At 37.7% G+C, this 16,878-nt stretch carries 18 protein-coding genes; 4 read left to right on the forward strand and 14 right to left on the reverse strand.

Annotation, left to right across the window (positions count from 1 at the left end; translation table 11 throughout):
- Positions 1 to 35 precede the first annotated feature (35 nt).
- From AC1ECF_RS07360 to AC1ECF_RS07385, 6 genes are all read right to left on the reverse strand, one after another.
- A complete protein-coding gene (locus AC1ECF_RS07360; protein WP_480388754.1) occupies positions 36 to 422 on the reverse strand; it encodes a hypothetical protein in 387 nt (128 codons plus the stop codon).
- Positions 423 to 476: 54 nt separating this feature from the next.
- A complete protein-coding gene (gene mgtE / locus AC1ECF_RS07365) occupies positions 477 to 1,841 on the reverse strand; it encodes a magnesium transporter (protein WP_480388755.1) in 1,365 nt (454 codons plus the stop codon).
- A 404-nt stretch (positions 1,842 to 2,245) separates the two neighbouring features.
- On the reverse strand, positions 2,246 to 3,154 hold the full coding sequence (locus AC1ECF_RS07370) for an RluA family pseudouridine synthase (protein ID WP_480388756.1): 909 nt from the start codon (positions 3,152 to 3,154) through the stop codon (positions 2,246 to 2,248).
- The gene (locus AC1ECF_RS07375) at positions 3,151 to 3,954 is read right to left on the reverse strand and encodes an NAD kinase (protein ID WP_480388757.1); all 804 of its coding nucleotides are present in this window, start codon (positions 3,952 to 3,954) and stop codon (positions 3,151 to 3,153) included. The genes AC1ECF_RS07370 and AC1ECF_RS07375 overlap by 4 nt, the downstream gene beginning before the upstream one ends.
- A 16-nt stretch (positions 3,955 to 3,970) precedes the next feature.
- Positions 3,971 to 4,630: a GTP diphosphokinase gene (gene yjbM, locus AC1ECF_RS07380; RefSeq protein ID WP_480388758.1), complete on the reverse strand. Its 660-nt coding sequence runs from the start codon at positions 4,628 to 4,630 to the stop codon at positions 3,971 to 3,973.
- Between the two features lie 25 nt (positions 4,631 to 4,655).
- A complete protein-coding gene (locus AC1ECF_RS07385) occupies positions 4,656 to 5,072 on the reverse strand; it encodes a UPF0738 family protein (RefSeq protein ID WP_480388759.1) in 417 nt (138 codons plus the stop codon).
- A 73-nt stretch (positions 5,073 to 5,145) separates the two neighbouring features.
- Here AC1ECF_RS07385 and AC1ECF_RS07390 point away from each other — a divergent pair, with 73 nt between their 5' ends.
- The 4 genes from AC1ECF_RS07390 to AC1ECF_RS07405 all read left to right on the forward strand — a co-directional run bounded on the left by AC1ECF_RS07390 (position 5,146) and on the right by AC1ECF_RS07405 (position 7,679).
- Positions 5,146 to 5,712 carry a CYTH domain-containing protein gene (locus tag AC1ECF_RS07390; RefSeq protein WP_480388760.1) on the forward strand — a complete coding sequence of 189 codons (567 nt, stop codon included), beginning with the start codon at positions 5,146 to 5,148 and terminating at the stop codon, positions 5,710 to 5,712.
- 6 nt (positions 5,713 to 5,718) lie between these two features.
- A complete protein-coding gene (locus AC1ECF_RS07395; protein WP_480388877.1) occupies positions 5,719 to 6,351 on the forward strand; it encodes a lytic transglycosylase domain-containing protein in 633 nt (210 codons plus the stop codon).
- A 123-nt stretch (positions 6,352 to 6,474) separates the two neighbouring features.
- Complete coding sequence (locus tag AC1ECF_RS07400) at positions 6,475 to 6,873, forward strand: globin domain-containing protein (RefSeq protein WP_480388761.1); 399 nt, start codon at positions 6,475 to 6,477, stop codon at positions 6,871 to 6,873.
- Entirely contained in the window at positions 6,870 to 7,679 is an 810-nt protein-coding gene (locus AC1ECF_RS07405) for a ClpXP adapter SpxH family protein (RefSeq protein WP_480388762.1), read from the forward strand. Before AC1ECF_RS07400 ends, AC1ECF_RS07405 begins: the two co-directional genes overlap by 4 nt.
- A 488-nt stretch (positions 7,680 to 8,167) precedes the next feature.
- Here the strand turns inward: AC1ECF_RS07405 and pepF are convergent, their stop codons facing one another.
- From pepF to AC1ECF_RS07445, 8 genes are all read right to left on the reverse strand, one after another.
- Positions 8,168 to 9,982, reverse strand: coding sequence for an oligoendopeptidase F (gene pepF, locus AC1ECF_RS07410; protein WP_480388763.1), 1,815 nt, complete (start codon positions 9,980 to 9,982; stop codon positions 8,168 to 8,170).
- A 129-nt stretch (positions 9,983 to 10,111) separates the two neighbouring features.
- A complete protein-coding gene (locus tag AC1ECF_RS07415) occupies positions 10,112 to 10,234 on the reverse strand; it encodes a hypothetical protein (protein WP_480388764.1) in 123 nt (40 codons plus the stop codon).
- 16 nt (positions 10,235 to 10,250) lie between these two features.
- Positions 10,251 to 11,378 (reverse strand): competence protein CoiA, encoded by a 1,128-nt coding sequence (locus tag AC1ECF_RS07420; RefSeq protein WP_480388878.1) that lies wholly within the window; start codon positions 11,376 to 11,378, stop codon positions 10,251 to 10,253.
- Between the two features lie 86 nt (positions 11,379 to 11,464).
- The gene (mecA, locus tag AC1ECF_RS07425) at positions 11,465 to 12,130 is read right to left on the reverse strand and encodes an adaptor protein MecA (RefSeq protein WP_480388765.1); all 666 of its coding nucleotides are present in this window, start codon (positions 12,128 to 12,130) and stop codon (positions 11,465 to 11,467) included.
- 202 nt (positions 12,131 to 12,332) lie between these two features.
- Positions 12,333 to 12,728: a transcriptional regulator SpxA gene (gene spxA / locus AC1ECF_RS07430; protein ID WP_053590237.1), complete on the reverse strand. Its 396-nt coding sequence runs from the start codon at positions 12,726 to 12,728 to the stop codon at positions 12,333 to 12,335.
- 380 nt (positions 12,729 to 13,108) lie between these two features.
- Entirely contained in the window at positions 13,109 to 14,323 is a 1,215-nt protein-coding gene (locus tag AC1ECF_RS07435) for a putative glycoside hydrolase (RefSeq protein ID WP_480388766.1), read from the reverse strand.
- A 538-nt stretch (positions 14,324 to 14,861) separates the two neighbouring features.
- On the reverse strand, positions 14,862 to 15,803 hold the full coding sequence (locus AC1ECF_RS07440; RefSeq protein ID WP_480388767.1) for an ABC transporter ATP-binding protein: 942 nt from the start codon (positions 15,801 to 15,803) through the stop codon (positions 14,862 to 14,864).
- Entirely contained in the window at positions 15,803 to 16,867 is a 1,065-nt protein-coding gene (locus AC1ECF_RS07445; RefSeq protein ID WP_480388768.1) for an ABC transporter ATP-binding protein, read from the reverse strand. Before AC1ECF_RS07445 ends, AC1ECF_RS07440 begins: the two co-directional genes overlap by 1 nt.
- Between the last annotated feature and the right edge of the window lie 11 nt (positions 16,868 to 16,878).

The raw sequence follows: 16,878 nt of genomic DNA on the forward strand, positions 1-16,878 counted from the left end.
TAAAAAAACTACCCTTATAAAAGGGTAGCCATACCTTATTTTAATATACCGCCTCGCCATGTAATTTTCTTTATTTCGCCTACAGGAAATACAAGGATTTCTCCTGCTTTCGTCTTGATTGTCACATGTCTTTGGTCTATTCGTTCCACTTCTCCTTGAATCATAAGCCCATCCTCGAGATGGAACATCAGTGGTCGATATACTTTCTTTTGGAACGGCAACGAAAGAAATCTAAGCTGTTCCATCATTGGAGAACTATTATTACTATTATCATCTTGTACAACTTGTTTGATTTCGTAAATAGATGTACTTTCTTCCTCCATACTCCCTACTTCCTCTGGAACCACTGTTTGGATACTTGGAGGAAGATGAAAAACCGGCGGACCTTTTATATACAGCAAAGGATCATTAAATGAGTTCACAGGCACATCCTTTTTCCTTTAGTTTATGCATGATTCCTTGGAAAAGTGTTAGGTCTATAAAGAGGAAAGGAAAAGTGTAGCGAGACCGAGATAAATAAGAATGCTCACTAGGTCATTAATAGTAGTGATAAACGGGCCAGATGCGACCGCCGGATCAATTTTTAAGCGATGGATTAATAATGGAATAAAGGACCCACCAAGTGTCGCCACAAATATAGAACCGAAAATAGCAGCGCCTACTAAAGCTCCTACAATTAAATCATGCTTCCATACAAACACAATTCCAACGACCAAAAGTCCACAAATAAATCCAGTAATGAGCCCTGTGCCAGCTTCTCTAAATAATAGCTTTAGCTTACTTTCTTCTTCAATATCTCCATTAGCAATCCCTCGGACAGCAACAGCCAACGCCTGTGTCCCACTATTCCCGGCCATCCCTGCAATTAAAGGAATAAAAACGGCTAATAGGGCAACTTGATCTAATGTCTTCTCAAAAATACTCATTACATTTGCAGTTAGGATACCAAGGAACAATAGAATGACAAGCCATGGCAATCGTTTCTTTGCCGCTTGGAGCGGCCCCTTATCAAAGGTATCCATATCGGAGACAGCGGCTAGCTTTGAATAATCATCCGAAGCTTCTTCTTCCATGACATCAATGATATCATCGACTGTCACAATACCCAAAAGCTTCTGGTTATAGTCTATTACAGGCACCGCAAGGAAGTCATAATCTCGTATCATCCTTGCTACCGCCTCCTGATCTTCACTTACAGGAACGCTCACTACACGGTCACTCATCACTTCTCTTATTAGGGTGTCTTCATCCGCCACGATCAAATCTCTTAAAGAAATAACTCCAGTTAACCGATGATCATTATCTACCACAAACAAGTAATAAATCGTTTCCGCGTCAGGTGCTTTGTTTCTGAGTATATTCATCGCAGAGCGACAAGTGGAATTCTCGGGAATTGCCACGTACTCAGTGGTCATAATCGAACCTGCTGTGTATTCTTCATAATGCAATAAATCTTTAATTTCTTGAGCTGATTCCGTATCCATGATACTCAAGTAACTAGCTGCCTGATCCGCTTCTAGTTCATTCAAAACGTCTGCCGCATTGTCTGCATACATATAAGAAAGCATATCTGCAGCATAAGTCGTTTCCATTTCATTTAAATAATACTCATATAATTCCTCATCAAACTTTGTGGCCTCAAATAGCTCTGCCATTTCCTTAGGAGATAGGTAATGAAAGATTCTTTGCCTGAGCTCCGGCTCTACCTTTTCAAAAAATGTGGATTGCTCATATGGATGCAGTTCCATAAATGTTGCTCGGAATTCGTCCATCGAATCCGTCGTTAAGTAATGAATTAAATTTGTTTCTTCTAGCTCTAATTGATTTAGCTCTTCCTTCATCACTTTCCCTCCTTTCGGCAATTATTCTTCCTTATTGTAAAACCCTCATTTTTTTAACGCAACAAGTAAATATAGCTAAACTTCACGTTTCTTCTACCTGTAAGAGTAGGCTTTCTCGTAGCAAGATAGGAGAGGATGGATTCCTAGTAGGTTTCTTCATTTGAACGATTTACTTACAGCGCAATTTCCAGAAAAATATAACAAAACCTTTATAAGGTATTCTCCAGTTACTAGTCAGGTGGATAGGCAGCAGGAAACCCTACTTTAGGTAGAGTAAGTCTACTGTTTTTATTCCCCAGGAAATGTTTTGAAAACAAAAGGGAATAGTTTCGCTTTAGAATATAAAGGCTACTGCCTGCAAAAACAGACAGCAGCCTTATCAACATATCCTGTACGAGTATTACTTAATCATTGTTTTTTTCTAATAAAACCTGTAAATCTTTTGGATAATCGGCAACCATTAAAATTGGTTCCTTTGTAAATGGATGTGGAAACTCGATCTGTCTGGCATGAAGAGCCTGCCTTCCTATAAGATCCAGTCTTCCTCCATATAAATCGTCTCCTAATAACGGATGTCCTATATGCGCCATATGTACGCGGATTTGGTGCGTTCTCCCTGTATGCAATAGTAAACGGACATGGGTTACCTTCTCTGCACCAATCATGTATCTTTTTAAAACTTGATAGGTTGTTTTGGCATATTTCCCTTCCGGTGTAACCTGCCGCTCCATTATGCTATCCATTTTCCTACCAATGGGAGCTTCAATTATACGATGATCTTCTTCTATATGGCCATGTACAAGAGCCTCATATGTTTTGAAAATAGCACCGTTCTTCTGCATTTCACTTAATAGATGATGAGCATGTCTGTGCTTCGCTATACACATAACACCAGAGGTATCCTTATCTAGTCGGGTGACAATATGAACAGTAGCCGGAAGCTCTTTTGCATCAAAATATCCTGCTATTGCGTTAGCAATCGTCCCTGTTCGATGCTCTCTCGACGGAATGGTGCTCATCCCTGCTTCTTTTTGAATAAGTAAAACATGCTCATCCTCATATAATATCGGAAAATAGAATCTTTCTGGGATTAAACTCTCACTTTTTCTTTCTGGAGGGAAGTAAATGGTCACCCGATCTCCAACCATTACAGGGTGCCTTACTGTTCTTTCCTCTCCATTCACCAAGATCGAGCCGCCTTCAAATTTAATGCTAGTCAATGCTTTTTTCGATATTCCATATCCTCGAATCGCTTCTCTCAGAAGCCCACTCTCCTCCACTAGAAAGGAAAGCTGAATATTACTTTTGCTCATTTTAAATCACTATCTATAAAAGAATCATGTACGCGTTGCCAGAATGGGAATGGTCGGAACCTTGCAAACCGTACTTTTTGCTCTGCAACTCTATATTCAATAGAAGAAACATCCTTATGAAGTAGATGCAAATGATCCACTGTTACCATGAAATCAGGTCCCTGTACTGGTTTTAACAGACAAGTGTGATGCTTTGGTAGTACAAGTGAGGATCCAACCGTTCGAAATACACGGTTATTTATAGATGCTATTTCTGCAAGCTGCATGGAATCAAGGGAAGGATGTACAATCGCTCCTCCAAGTGCCTTATTGTATGCGGTACTACCAGATGGGGTGGACATACACAAGCCATCTCCTCTAAAACGCTCAAAATGACTGCCGTTTAACTCCACGTCCATCACCAATGTAACATCTGGTGACTTTACGGTAGATTCGTTCAACGCTAGGTATACGGAGCTATCCTCTCCATGACTGTAATTGATCGTCACTTCCAATAAAGGATATTCAATTACCTTAAATTCCTTCTTCGCGATACTAATGACAAGCTTCTCTATCTCCTCTGGCTTCCAGTCTGCATAAAAGCCCAAATGACCTGTATGAATCCCTACAAAAGCTACGGAATCTGTTAGATGCTTGTACTTATGAAAGGCATGTAAAAGCGTTCCGTCACCTCCGATGGAAAGCACGATATCTGGTTTTTCTTCATCTAGCTCTAAGCCAAAATCCGTCAAATAGGTCTTCGCACTTTCCATCAAGCTGTTTGATAAATCGTCATTACGTGATTGAATAAAAAATTTCATGCATTCACACCTCCTACTATTTATGTTCTTCTTGAATTCTAGGAGTAGACATTTCTTTGTTTTCCGTAAAGTATTTTTGTGCTTCTTGGATTTCTCCTCTTATAAGAGACATTTCTTCATCTAATCGAAAGGCAGCCTCTGCTGCATACTGTAGCCTATTTTTAATTTCCTCTGGGAAAACGCCTTTATATTTGTAATTCAAGGAATGCTCGATAGATGCCCAAAAATTCATTGCGAGTGTTCGTATTTGAATTTCCGCTAGAATTTTTACTTCTCCATGGATCGTTTGAACTGGATATTCGATGATTACATGAAAGGAACGATAGCCACTTTGCTTTTTATGGGAGATGTAGTCTCTTTCCTCCACAATGGTCATATCTTTTCTTTGACGTAATAACTCTACAACCGTTTGAATATCGTCTACGAATTGGCACATCATACGTAAACCTGCGATATCTGGTATCTCCTTTGCCAGTGTTTCTGATGGCACAAAGATGACTCCCTTTTCTAAGGATTTATCATAGATACTTGCTAACGGTTTCACTCTACCAGTGACAAACTCAATCGGAGAATTTGTATTTTCCACATCGAATTGTGAACGCATCCCTTTCAGCTTCACCTTTAGCTCTGAGACTGCTTGCTTATATGGTTCTAAAAATCGATCCCATTGTCCCATTCACTTACCCTCCATTACTTGCTCATTAAGACTGTAATATTTCTTTAAACGATTGCTCCACTGCTTGAGTAAAAGCTTCACCGTAATTATCATTTCCTTCGATGTTAAACACAAGTGTACGTAACTCTTCTCTAAATTGTTCAAGGACGATACGTTGTTTTCCAAACTGAATGGTAGGGTCTTCTGTTGCCTTTAACGCATTTACAAGCAGAGGCCATACCTCTTGTCCAAATTTTACATACTGATAGCTAGTATTATCCTCTAATAGATAGACAAATGCCATTTCGTCTGAATCTGCAAGCATCTTCCCAGTTGCATGAATCGTAATATCTGCAGGTAGCACCTCTAGGGTGAAACGGATATCATTTTCAAGCTGAACTCCACTTTTGATTTGGTAAGTAATAGGCAAAATATATCGTTCCCTTCTTCGTATCTTGTCCATACTGTAACTATTTTAACATATTGAAACTACTTGGAAACCGTCTATAATGAAATAAATGAAAGGCTGTGATAGTATGCTTTCGGAAAAAGAAATAGAATTTAAAAATCTACTCACAAAGCGAGAATTCGATACTCTTTTAAAGGAGTTTCATGTTACGAAGGAAGATTTTCATTCCCAAACCAATTACTACTTTGATACACCAGAGAAAGACTTTCAAAAGAACAAAATTGGGTTCCGATTAAGAGTAATGGAAGGGAGAAATGAGATTACACTGAAAACCCCATTAGAAGACCACGTAATGGAGGAGCATACAATTTTTGTAAACGACCTGGAAAGAGACAAAATCTTACGTGAGTCTATCTTTCCCACATTGTCCTTTTTAGAGAAAAAAAATCTACCTTATCCCACAATTTGTATCGGAAGTATTAAAACTAACCGAGCTTTTGTCGAAATAAATGATGGGACGCTCTTTTTCGACCATTCCTTTTATAGCCAAATAGAGGATTATGAGGTAGAATATGAAAGTCAAGATGTCGAAAATGGACAAGCGTTTTTTCTTCAGCTCTTGAAACAACACCAGATTCCTGTTCGAAAAACAGATAAAAAAATCGCAAGACTTGTAAAAACCTTGAAAGGCTGATGCTTTATCGACATACAATCGGTTAAAACATTGATGGAAATTAATGCAATGCAGACATTGGGAGGTGTGAATAGCTCACAATCCTCTTCTTCCGATCTTTTTTCCGAAATACTGGGTCAAGTACTAGAGCAAGCTTCTGGAGAAGGCGAAACGGCCTCTCTCTATTATGAAGGTGATTCTCCTGTATATGTACCCCAAAACTGGACAAATAAATACGAAAATATGATAAATGTTACTTCCACAAATAATAGACTGTCTACAATAACAGAAGACATTGCTTCCATTATTCAAAAGGCTTCTGAAAAATATCAAATTCCAGAAAAGCTTCTGCAAGCAGTGATTAAACAAGAATCGAACTTTAATCCGAATGCTGTTAGCCACGCTGGGGCTCAGGGACTCATGCAGTTAATGCCGGGGACCGCCAAATTCTTAGGTGTTCAAAACAGCTTTGATCCGGAACAAAACGTGATGGGTGGAGCTAAATATTTGAGACAAATGCTTGATCAGTTTGGAAGCATGGAGAAAGCTTTAGCTGCATACAATGCAGGACCTGGAACTGTAAAAAAATATAACGGTATTCCTCCTTTTAAGGAAACGGAAAATTATGTACGAAAAGTTTTAGCCAATATGATTGGCTAATGAAAAGCGACCGATTAAGGTCGTTTTTTTATATATGGATATCTCTCACAATCTAATTGTTTGAGATATTCTAACTTGGTTGATAGAATGAGTATAGTGCTAAAGCAAAGGGGTATAACAACCATGACACAAAAGCCAATCCTACCTTACGATGAGCTAGGCGCAAAGAAACTTTCATTGCTTGTGGATACTTTTTATAGCAAAGTAGCCAAGCATCCAAAGCTAAAATCAATTTTTCCTGATGATTTAACAGAGACTGCTAGGAAACAAAAACAATTTTTAACACAGTATCTTGGTGGTCCAAACATATATACTGAAGAGCATGGGCACCCTATGCTAAAGATGCGACATAATCCTTTTCCCATTACGCCTGAAAGAGCAGAAGCTTGGCTCGCTTGTATGAGTGAAGCAATGGACGAGATTGGCTTAGACGGAAAACTACGCCACGATTTCTATAGAAGACTTGTACTTACTGCCAACCACATGGTCAACCAATTGAGTCATGAGGAGGAAAAAATGTGACAAGAATACAAATTCCGGCTGAAGTGATCGCATCCCCCCATACTAACAAACCAATAGAAATGTATCTGTTTCTCGATCCATTATGCTCTGTTTGTTGGGATATGCAACCAATTCTTCGGAAGTTGCAAGTAGAGTACGGTCAGTATTTTACTATTCGAACAGTTCTCAGTACACGGCTAAATAACTTGAATACTACTTGCCACTTGTCAGAACATGAGAAAAAATATAAATACGCCATTCATGAGCACGCTGTTTTACCATCTATTGCAGTAAAAGCAGCAGAGTTTCAAGGAAAAAAAGCTGCCCAACGATTCTTAGATAAAATTCAGGAATATCTTTTTCTGCAAACAAAAAATATTACTTCCTACGAAGCATTGAAAGAACTGGCTTCTGAAGCCCAGCTAGATGTGGAGGAATTTACTCAGGATTTTCAATCAAAGGACTGCGCCCGTTCCTTTCAAAGCGATCTATCCATCGCAAGAGAAATGGAAGTAAGCTCGTTCCCAACAATCGTGTTCTTTAACGAAAATATTGAAGACGAAGGTATCAAAGTATCTGGCATTTATCCATATAATATCTACGTGCAAATTTTACAAGAGATGCTTTATGATGTACCAAAAAAACAAACACCACCAAGGCTCGAAAAATTAATAGAGCGTTTCAATTCAGTCACTACAAGTGAGGTGGCTGATTATTATAACCTAACAGAGCAGCAAGCAGAATGCGAATTAAAAAAACTCCTGCTGCTTCAAAAGATAGAAAGACTTAAACTTCCTAACCTAGTCCTATGGCGTTTTAAGAAATAGCTTTCTCAGACTGTATACAAACTCAATTTTTTTGAGCTTGTATACAGTTTTTTGTTTAGAAGGAATTACTTTTTAGAAGGATAATTGAATGGATAGTCCGAGGGCAATTGTTACGGAGAAAATGAAAGACAAAAGAAAAAGCCCTTTCCTCTAGATGGAAAGGGCTTTTTACAAAGGGGATGGGAGAAATGTTCACGTTCAAACAAAGGGGTGTATGTTTTCTTGTGATTTATTTCACACTCTTACTTTAGCACGCTCAATCAATAAATTCAACAGTTTGTGATTTAATTTCACAAATTCGTCAAACTATAGGGAATTGAGACCAACTGGGCAAATTAAAAGGGGGTGTCCCATAAGTAAAAAACTTATGGGACACCCCCTTCCTTCTTTGACAGCTATCTGGTATGTTGCATTGCTCCTGCGGTGGTCGCAAAGGGGCCGTCTCAAAATGACTTTTCAGACGGCCCCTTCTCTGTATGTTCTAAAGTTTAGCTTAGTAATGCTTCTAATTCGTTTAATTTTTCCTCAAATACCTTACATGCTTCTTCAATCGGGTCAGCTGTATTCATGTCCACTCCTGCATTCTTTAATACCTCGATTGGATAGTTTGAGCATCCAGCCTTTAAGAATTCATTAATGTATCTGTCTACCGCTGGTTTTCCTTCAGTTAGGATCTGATTGCTTAATGCAGTAGCTGCACTTAGACCAGTTGCATACTGATAAACATAATAATTGTAGTAGAAATGAGGAATTCTTGCCCATTCAAGGCCGATTTGCTCATCAATGACAATCTCATCACCAAAGTACTTTTTGTTTAGGTCATAATAAACTTCGGTCAGCCTATCCGCTGTAAGCGCTTCTCCCTCTTGGTCTAACTGATGGATAATATGTTCAAACTCAGCAAACATCGTTTGACGGAAAACGGTTCCTCTAAATCCTTCTAACCAATGGTTCAGCAAATAAATGCGCTTCTTCTCATCCGTAATAGTTTTTAAAAGATAATCATTTAATAACGCCTCGTTACAGGTAGATGCAACCTCTGCTACGAAAATAGAATAACTGCCATACACATAAGGCTGATTAGCTCTTGTGTAATAGCTATGCATACTATGTCCAAATTCATGAGCTAATGTAAATAAATTATTCACATTGTCCTGCCAGTTCATTAAAATATATGGATTTGTTCCATAGGACCCTGATGAATAAGCTCCTGAACGTTTTCCTTTCGTCTCCACAACATCTACCCAGCGGCTCTCTAAGCCTTTCTTTACGGTTGAGACATATTCTTCGCCTAATGGCTCAAAGCTTGCAAGCATCGTTTCGCAAGCCTCTTCGTAGGTATATTTCATGTTTGCTTCCTTAACAAGAGGAGTATACAAATCCCACATGTGAAGCTCTTCTACTCCTAATACCTTTTTACGTAGACTAACATATCGATGTAGAAGAGGAAGATTTTTATTTACCGTGCTTACTAGGTTATCATAAACCGATTCTGGGATATGATTTGCTGATAATGCTGCCTCCCTTGCAGAAGCATAATTTCTGATTTGGGCATTTACATTATCTGATTTAATATTGCCACTCAATGTAGAAGCGAAAGTATTACGAAACTTTCCATAAGTGCTGTACATAGCCTTAAATGCTTCTTCTCGAACCCTTCTGTCTTCACTTTCTAGAAAACGGCTATAACGTCCGTGTGTTAGCTGAACCTCATTGCCTTCCTCATCTTGAATCGACGGGAATTCTAAATCAGCATTATTCAGTTTGCCAAACGTATCTGCGGAAGCACCCGCAACTTCCGAAAACTGCGCTAGTATTGCCTCCTGCTCTTGAGAAAGTACATGAGGACGTTCTTTATTGATTTCCTCTAAAAGCTGTCTATATAGCTGAAGCCCTTTGTTTTCCTTTAGGTATTCTTCAATTTTAGATTCTTCTAGAGATAATATTTCTGGCACCACAAATGATAAGTCCGTTGAAACCTTTGTAAACAAAGACTTAATACGGCTTTCCATAGCTTGATAAGTACCATTGGCAGTATCTTGATCATGCTTCAAATGCGCATACGTATAAAGCTTTCGTAAGCGTTTTGTAAGCTCATCTTGATAAGTGAATAGCTCAAGTAGGGCATCTGCTCCATTTCCTATCGTCCCTTGAAATGACGAAGCTTTTTTAGAAAGTGCAGAAACCTCTTGAAACTCTTGATCCCACTCAGCATCAGAAGGAAAAATATCTTCTAGCTTCCATGTTAAATGCTCTTCTACTTCTTCACGAGTGAGAATTTTATTTTTTGTATCAGCTGACAATCCGAACTCTCCTTCCAAACTTATAAATAACATCACTTATTATTTTCTCAATTTTCTGGTCATTATGCAAGGGAATGATAGTAAAAGGTATTTTGTAGCTGCTTTGCCGGATCTGTGTCGATTCTCTATCTACTGATTTTTTAATAATCGTTCTAGTCCAGTCAGTCTTGCAAATATATCCCCTAGCCTCCATGTTACATGCTCACTAACTTTATCTCTTGTGGGTATTTCATTTTTAAGATCAACTGACAAAGATATTTCTCCATTCTTAGGAATGAATGCTTTTGGCAAGAAAGTGTTTATAAAGTAAGTGCTCCATTTGGCGAATATTTACCTCCCAAAGTAGAAAATTTCCTTCTCGCTTTATTAAAATATCGCTTAGCAAGGAAGAGTATGTTTGAATCGCTAATGTTTTTTGCCCTATATCAGTCAACTTCCTCTTATATTCTCTAAAAAAAAGAGCGTAATGTTCTTTCCTGATTTCATCGATTGAAATGACATGACGAAATAGAAAATCCAACCATGCTAATTGCCATTCACATGCATGCTCTGTAAAATTGCTTGCATATCTACTAGGAATACCGATAAATGGAGGTAAAGCGGAGGGTTGAATCCGATGGTGGTAGCAAATTCTTAACACTGTATTCTGAATCCCTTTTTGATTGTATCGATAGACGTTTGTCAAATGACTGTCTCGTTTACGAAAATATAGTTCGAGGTAGCTTTGAAAAGTAGAGAAAGGAATTTTCTTTGCTGTTGCTAGTGGCCAGGTCTGAGAATGACTAGGGAGTTTATCCACTTTAGCGATATAAGTGGATGATTGAATGTGAAGTAGATTTGACAGATAGGTAAAGCTTTTCGTTTTGGGATGATAAGTCAATAAGGAGTCTGTAATAAAAAACTGTTGGAAGCTGGTCAGTTTCACAACAAGCTGATTACCTACTTTCCAGGTCGGTGATAGGAGGATCCAGATGGGGATGATAGAATGAGACAGATAGCCGTTATTTCTCTCGATCACACGAGAAATGGGAATAGAACTACATTGAAACTCAATGGCATACTCTTTTTGTTGAAAAGAGAGAAGAATATCGGGACGTTGCTGAATGTCTGCAATATATCCTTCTAGCACTGCTTTTTCAGATATTCTGTTGAATAAATCATAGAGTTGAAGCTTCCCATTTAGATGTTGCTCCGTTTCACCTTCAGAAAAATAAGCACAATCTCTATTTTGCTGATGAGCAAAGTGAGGAATCTTTCTTGTTCCTTTTTTCAAAATAACCCTTTTTCTACAATGTGGACAAAAGAAAATGTGATATTTCTTAAGCAAATCCAGTTCTTCTCTAGTTAGCTTTGCAGGTACAACCAGTCTTCCATTTTCCGTTCTAGCAATTAAAATTAGTCATCCTCTCCTTTTTATTGTATTAGCACTGCTAGTTGGTTTAATTCGATAGAAAAATAAAAAAACCTTCCTTTCAGAAGGTTTTAAAAATATTTATTGAGTTCTTCTAGTACACTTTCACCTATTATCTCTTTTCCATACTCTTGAATAAGATGTATAGTGGTTTTTGTTGTCTGTCCAAACTCTGAGACTAAACTAAGCACATTTAAAATGTCTTCAAGCTCTACAGCATCCATATCAAAAATCATGTTTAGATAGTATTTTTCCTCATAGTGATATAAAGAGGTCTCGAAATCACCAGGGGTTAATTTTTTTGATAAACCAATCACATCTTCAAAATTTTTAAATTCGAAGAGGTAGCTATCCGGTATATCATCTAAATCATCCATATAATTAGAAAAATCATCAAACTCGTGCGAACCTATAGAACCAGATGTACTACTTTTAAATAATTTGCTTGCTATATCGTCATTTTTTGTGCCATCATCTGATCGTTCATCTTTAGCCATTTCCGTTCGAGTTACAATCACTTCCAAGCCTTTTTCCATCGCATGGACTTGTATCCACAAAGGCCCATCTAATTCATCAAAATGGTCATCCTCATGAACCTCATCCATCATTTCCCAAAAAAGCTGCTCGCTCTTATCTTTATTAAACCAAATTTCATCTCGGCTGAAGCCTCTTTCTTCAATGTCGATGTATGAAATGTATACTTTGAAAGTGTTATCATTGATGCGCTCGATATCCATTTAACACATCTCCTTTCGCTTCCTAACCGTCTCTTTGTAGTGTCTAATACTATTGTATGTTGTTTGTGAAAAAAAGAAAAGGATTCCAGCTCCACTTTTTTTAAAAAATAAACAATACATAGAGGAAATAAAATAGTGGAAGAAAAAGAAAAGCCGGTTGATTTTCAAATAACAATTTGAAAAACAACCAGCTTACGATTCACTAGTTAACAAGACGTTGCGCTTCGAGTAACTGGTAAGCGCGAACCTTTCTAGGTAAGAATCTACGGATTTCGTCCTCATTATACCCAACTTGTAAACGTTTTTCATCCAATATAATTGGTCTGCGTAAAAGGCCTGGATATTCCTGTATTAACTCATATAAACGCTGTAGAGGTAAACTTTCCACATCTACATTTAGTTTTTGAAAAATCTTTGAGCGAGTAGAGATGATTTCATCAGTACCATCCTCAGTCATTCTTAGGATTTCTTTTATTTCACTTATACTTAGTGGTTCTGAAAAAATATTACGTTCCGTGTATGGGATATCATGTTCTTCTAACCATGCTTTCGCTTTTCTACATGAAGTACAGCTAGGTGAAGTAAATAATGTGACCATCATTCAAAACACTCCTCTCAATAGGTACTTGTGTTATATATACTAGATTGTAATTAGTTTAATTTAATTTCACTTCTTAAGTATACACTAATTACATTACATTTAAAATACTTTTATTAGAAAAAATTAACTGTTCTATAATTCTTCTTATTTTATCAAGATTCTACATAGAATTCGTGAAAAGATACAAATGAGAAAAACTTTCTACTCAATTTATACCCGTCTTCTTTCATATTTAAACCAAAAAGAAATTATTTTTTTCATTCTCAATTAGTAAGAGGCTATTGAAAATAACTGTTACACTATTTAATACGTTTTCTATGAAAAAAGGTTTCAAAAAACACAAAAAAGCAGGTGAATTAACCTGCTTTTTCTTCTATTTAGTCAATTGGAGTGTAATCCACACCTTTTGAATATTTATTTCCAGCATTCCACAGGAGGAATTCATTTATTCCAGCTTCATTTAAAGCACGAATTTGTGCTTCTACCTCCTCTTTTCCATATACTAAATAATTTCCTTTTCCAAGATAGGAAGCGGTGAAATCTTGGAGCCATGGTCTGGAGACTGGAGGGTTTTCTAACTCTGCAAGCTTGGCATTTTCCACTTCAGCGTAGGCCTTTACTAAACGATACGGCTCTAAGTCTGGTTTGGATATCCCAAAATAGGAAGTCCAATGGCTTGGATAGATCATCGAAGATATGACATCCACGTGCTCAGATATCTTCGAAAAGTTTTGACCAATTCCCGGTGCCTCTGGCAATGTAGCAGAATAGCCGAAAATATCGACAGAAACCTGTACTCCATATGGCTCTAGCTTTTCTTTCGCATATTTTACGAAGTCAGTTACAGCATGAACTCTCCTTTGGATTGGATTAGGGTCTGAATCTCTAAAACTTCCTACTCCGTACTCTAATATGTCATCCCGATTTTCGAAACCTTCAGGAAAACGTACATAATCAAACTGTATTTCTTGGAAACCCATTTTTGCAGCTTCAATTGCTATTTCTACATTGTAATCCCAAACCTCTTGCATAAATGGATTGACAAATGCCTCTCCTCTGCCATTCTTCCATACCTGGCCATTTTCGACAAAGGAAAGCTCTGGTCTCCTTTCAGCAAGCTCTGAATCCTTGAAAACAACCACTCTTGCAATTGGATATATCTCTTTTTCCTCCATTGTTTTCAAGATACCTTCTAGATCTTTAATATACGGCTTCCCAATATCATAATTAAAAAGTGGGGAATCCTCCGCTGGCTTATAGGTTAAATTTCCAAAATCATCTTTTATATCAATTACCATTGCATTAAGCTCTGTAGAATCCATTAATTCGACTAATTGCTTAAAACGTTCTCCACCAGCTGAATGACCCGTGACGTAGACACCACGCACTGCATCTGGATAAGTAAATTGAAGTCCAGAATCATATACAAATAACTTTGAGCTCCCGACCGTCTGCTCCTCAATTTGCTTTAATGCAAATTCTTTTTCAGTAAAATCCTTTGAAAAAATAGTTGTTTCTGCAACCGTTTTAGTACCAGTAAATACAAAAAATAAAATTGTTGTCACTGCAAACAGCTTCATTATCTTTTCCATATGTATTAACTCCTTCCAGTACCTACGTCTATCATTCTATCAATTAACTATGTCGATGAAAAGTGACATTAGTAGACAAGATATTTCGTACTTCGTAAGCATTCTGCCTTTTTTATTGTATGTTTCGACATTTTTTTGTTATAGAAATGTTGTCATAGGGCATATAGCACGAGAAAACCATTAATCTTCGTAAATTTACTAGTAAATTATTACAATATCGATATAGGAGGAAATGGAAGCTATCATTTGAAGGGAGAGTCATTCTGAAATAAGAGGGTTTTCTCTCTTATAAGGGGTGATTACTCTCAGTTAAGCATAGTTTATTCTCGGATGAACTTTCTTTATTCTCGGATAGAGGGGTTTTACTCTCATATTGATTCATTACTCTCGGTTAACATGTTGTTACTCTCGTATAGCACTAATTTGCTCTCATTCAGACACCCTTATCTAATTAATAGGACACCAGAAACCTTCCATATCTAATAAAAAACTGCAGACAAACGCTTTACTGTGGGTTTGTCTGCAGTCTTCTTTTCTATTAAGCTCTTGTTTTTGAAATAGCTTGTAAGTTAACAAATTCTTTCTCTGAACAGTATACGAAATGACCTGGAGTTACTTCTCTCATTGCCACTTCTTCTCCCTCTTGATAATTATGCGAAGAAGGATCATAGGATTTACGCACACGTGTACGCTCATAATTTGGATCTGGAAGTGGTATAGCAGAAAGCAGTGATTGAGTATAAGGATGTAATGGATTGTTATACAATTCATCCGCTGGAGCTAGCTCAACCAACTTACCAAAATACATTACACCAATTCGATCCGAGATGTATTTAACCATGGAAAGATCATGCGCGATGAACAAGTATGTTAAACCTTTTTCTTCTTGCAGCTCTTTCAACAAGTTAACAACTTGCGCTTGAATGGAAACGTCTAGAGCAGAGATTGGCTCATCGGCAATGATGAACTCTGGGTTTACAGCTAATGCTCTTGCAATCCCAAGACGTTGACGTTGTCCGCCAGAAAACTCATGTGGATAACGGTCCGCATGCTCTCTGTTCAATCCTACCGTTTCAAGAAGCTCTACCACTCGCTCCTTACGCTCCTTAGGATTTTTTACAAGACCATGAATATCAAGACCTTCTGCAATAATATCTAATACCTTCATACGAGGATTTAAAGATGCATATGGATCTTGGAAAATCATTTGCATACGCTGGTTGAACGTCTTTAGCTCTTTCTTAGATTTCTTTCCATGAACGTTTACGCCGTCATAAATAACTTCTCCATCAGTTGCATTATAAAGGCGAATAATAGTACGACCTGTTGTAGACTTACCACAACCTGATTCTCCTACTAGCCCTAATGTTTCTCCTCTATAAATATCAAAGCTAATGTCATCAATAGCCTTAACTTCGTTTGGCTTACCAGGATTAAAATATTGCTTTAAATTCTTTATTTCAAGTAATTTTTCAGCCATTAGTAAGCACTTCCTTCCGTACCTTCATAGTAGCGGCTACCAGGAAACTTTTTCATTCTTTCGATTACAGAAAGCGGTGGTTCTACCTGCGGCGCATCTGGATGTAATAGCCATGTCGCAGCGTAATGCGTATCACTCACCTTAAAGAATGGAGGATTTTGCTCTAAATCTATTTTTAATGCATATTCACTACGAAGAGCAAATGCATCACCCTTTGGAGGATACAATAGATCCGGAGGTGTTCCTGGAATAGCGTATAATTTTTCTTCTGCTGTATCCAATGAAGGCATAGAGCTTAGTAATCCCCAAGTATATGGATGCTGTGGGTTATAGAATATTTCATCTACTGTACCAACCTCTACGATTTTTCCTCCATACATTACTGCTACACGATCTGCAACATTTGCCACAACACCTAAGTCGTGGGTAATGAAGATGATAGATGTATCAATTTTCTTTTGAAGGTCCTTCATTAGTTCAAGGATCTGTGCTTGAATTGTTACGTCCAATGCAGTAGTTGGCTCATCCGCTATTAAAATTTGTGGATTACAAGCCAAGGCAATCGCAATAACGATACGTTGACGTTGTCCTCCAGAAAACTGATGCGGATATTGCTTAATGCGTGTTTCAGGTTTTGGCATACCAACCATACGTAAAAGGTCGATAGCTAGTTTTCTAGCCTCTGCCTTCCCTACTTTACGATGCTTTAAAATAGGCTCCATAATTTGGTTTCCTATCGTCATCGTAGGATTTAGTGATGTCATCGGATCTTGGAAAATCATCGAAATTTCTTTCCCTCTGATTTTCTCCATCTCTTTATCAGATAGTTTCGTAAGGTCCTTTCCATTGAACAGAATTTGACCATTTTTAAACTCTGAACTTGCTTCAGGCAATAAACGCATAATAGCCTTAGTAGTTACAGATTTACCAGAACCAGACTCTCCAACAATCGCAAGTGTTTCCCCTTTTTTAAGATCGAAGTTAACGCCACGAATAGCTTTTACTTCACCTGCAAATGTATGGAAGGAAAGCTCTAGGTCTTTTACTTCTAAAATGTTTTCCATGTTGGCTTTCC

Source organism: Psychrobacillus sp. Z3-81, assembly GCF_056620325.1.

Coding starts and splice junctions, on each gene's coding strand:
- AC1ECF_RS07445 (WP_480388768.1), bottom strand. CDS start 16,867: ATGGAAAACATTTTAGAAGTAAAAGACCTAGAGCTTTCCTTCCATACA.
- AC1ECF_RS07375 (WP_480388757.1), bottom strand. CDS start 3,954: ATGAAATTTTTTATTCAATCACGTAATGACGATTTATCAAACAGCTTG.
- AC1ECF_RS07400 (WP_480388761.1), top strand. CDS start 6,475: ATGACACAAAAGCCAATCCTACCTTACGATGAGCTAGGCGCAAAGAAA.
- mecA (WP_480388765.1), bottom strand. CDS start 12,130: ATGGATATCGAGCGCATCAATGATAACACTTTCAAAGTATACATTTCA.
- yjbM (WP_480388758.1), bottom strand. CDS start 4,630: ATGGGACAATGGGATCGATTTTTAGAACCATATAAGCAAGCAGTCTCA.
- AC1ECF_RS07390 (WP_480388760.1), top strand. CDS start 5,146: ATGCTTTCGGAAAAAGAAATAGAATTTAAAAATCTACTCACAAAGCGA.
- AC1ECF_RS07440 (WP_480388767.1), bottom strand. CDS start 15,803: ATGGCTGAAAAATTACTTGAAATAAAGAATTTAAAGCAATATTTTAAT.
- spxA (WP_053590237.1), bottom strand. CDS start 12,728: ATGGTCACATTATTTACTTCACCTAGCTGTACTTCATGTAGAAAAGCG.
- AC1ECF_RS07385 (WP_480388759.1), bottom strand. CDS start 5,072: ATGGACAAGATACGAAGAAGGGAACGATATATTTTGCCTATTACTTAC.
- AC1ECF_RS07370 (WP_480388756.1), bottom strand. CDS start 3,154: ATGAGCAAAAGTAATATTCAGCTTTCCTTTCTAGTGGAGGAGAGTGGG.
- AC1ECF_RS07435 (WP_480388766.1), bottom strand. CDS start 14,323: ATGGAAAAGATAATGAAGCTGTTTGCAGTGACAACAATTTTATTTTTT.
- mgtE (WP_480388755.1), bottom strand. CDS start 1,841: ATGAAGGAAGAGCTAAATCAATTAGAGCTAGAAGAAACAAATTTAATT.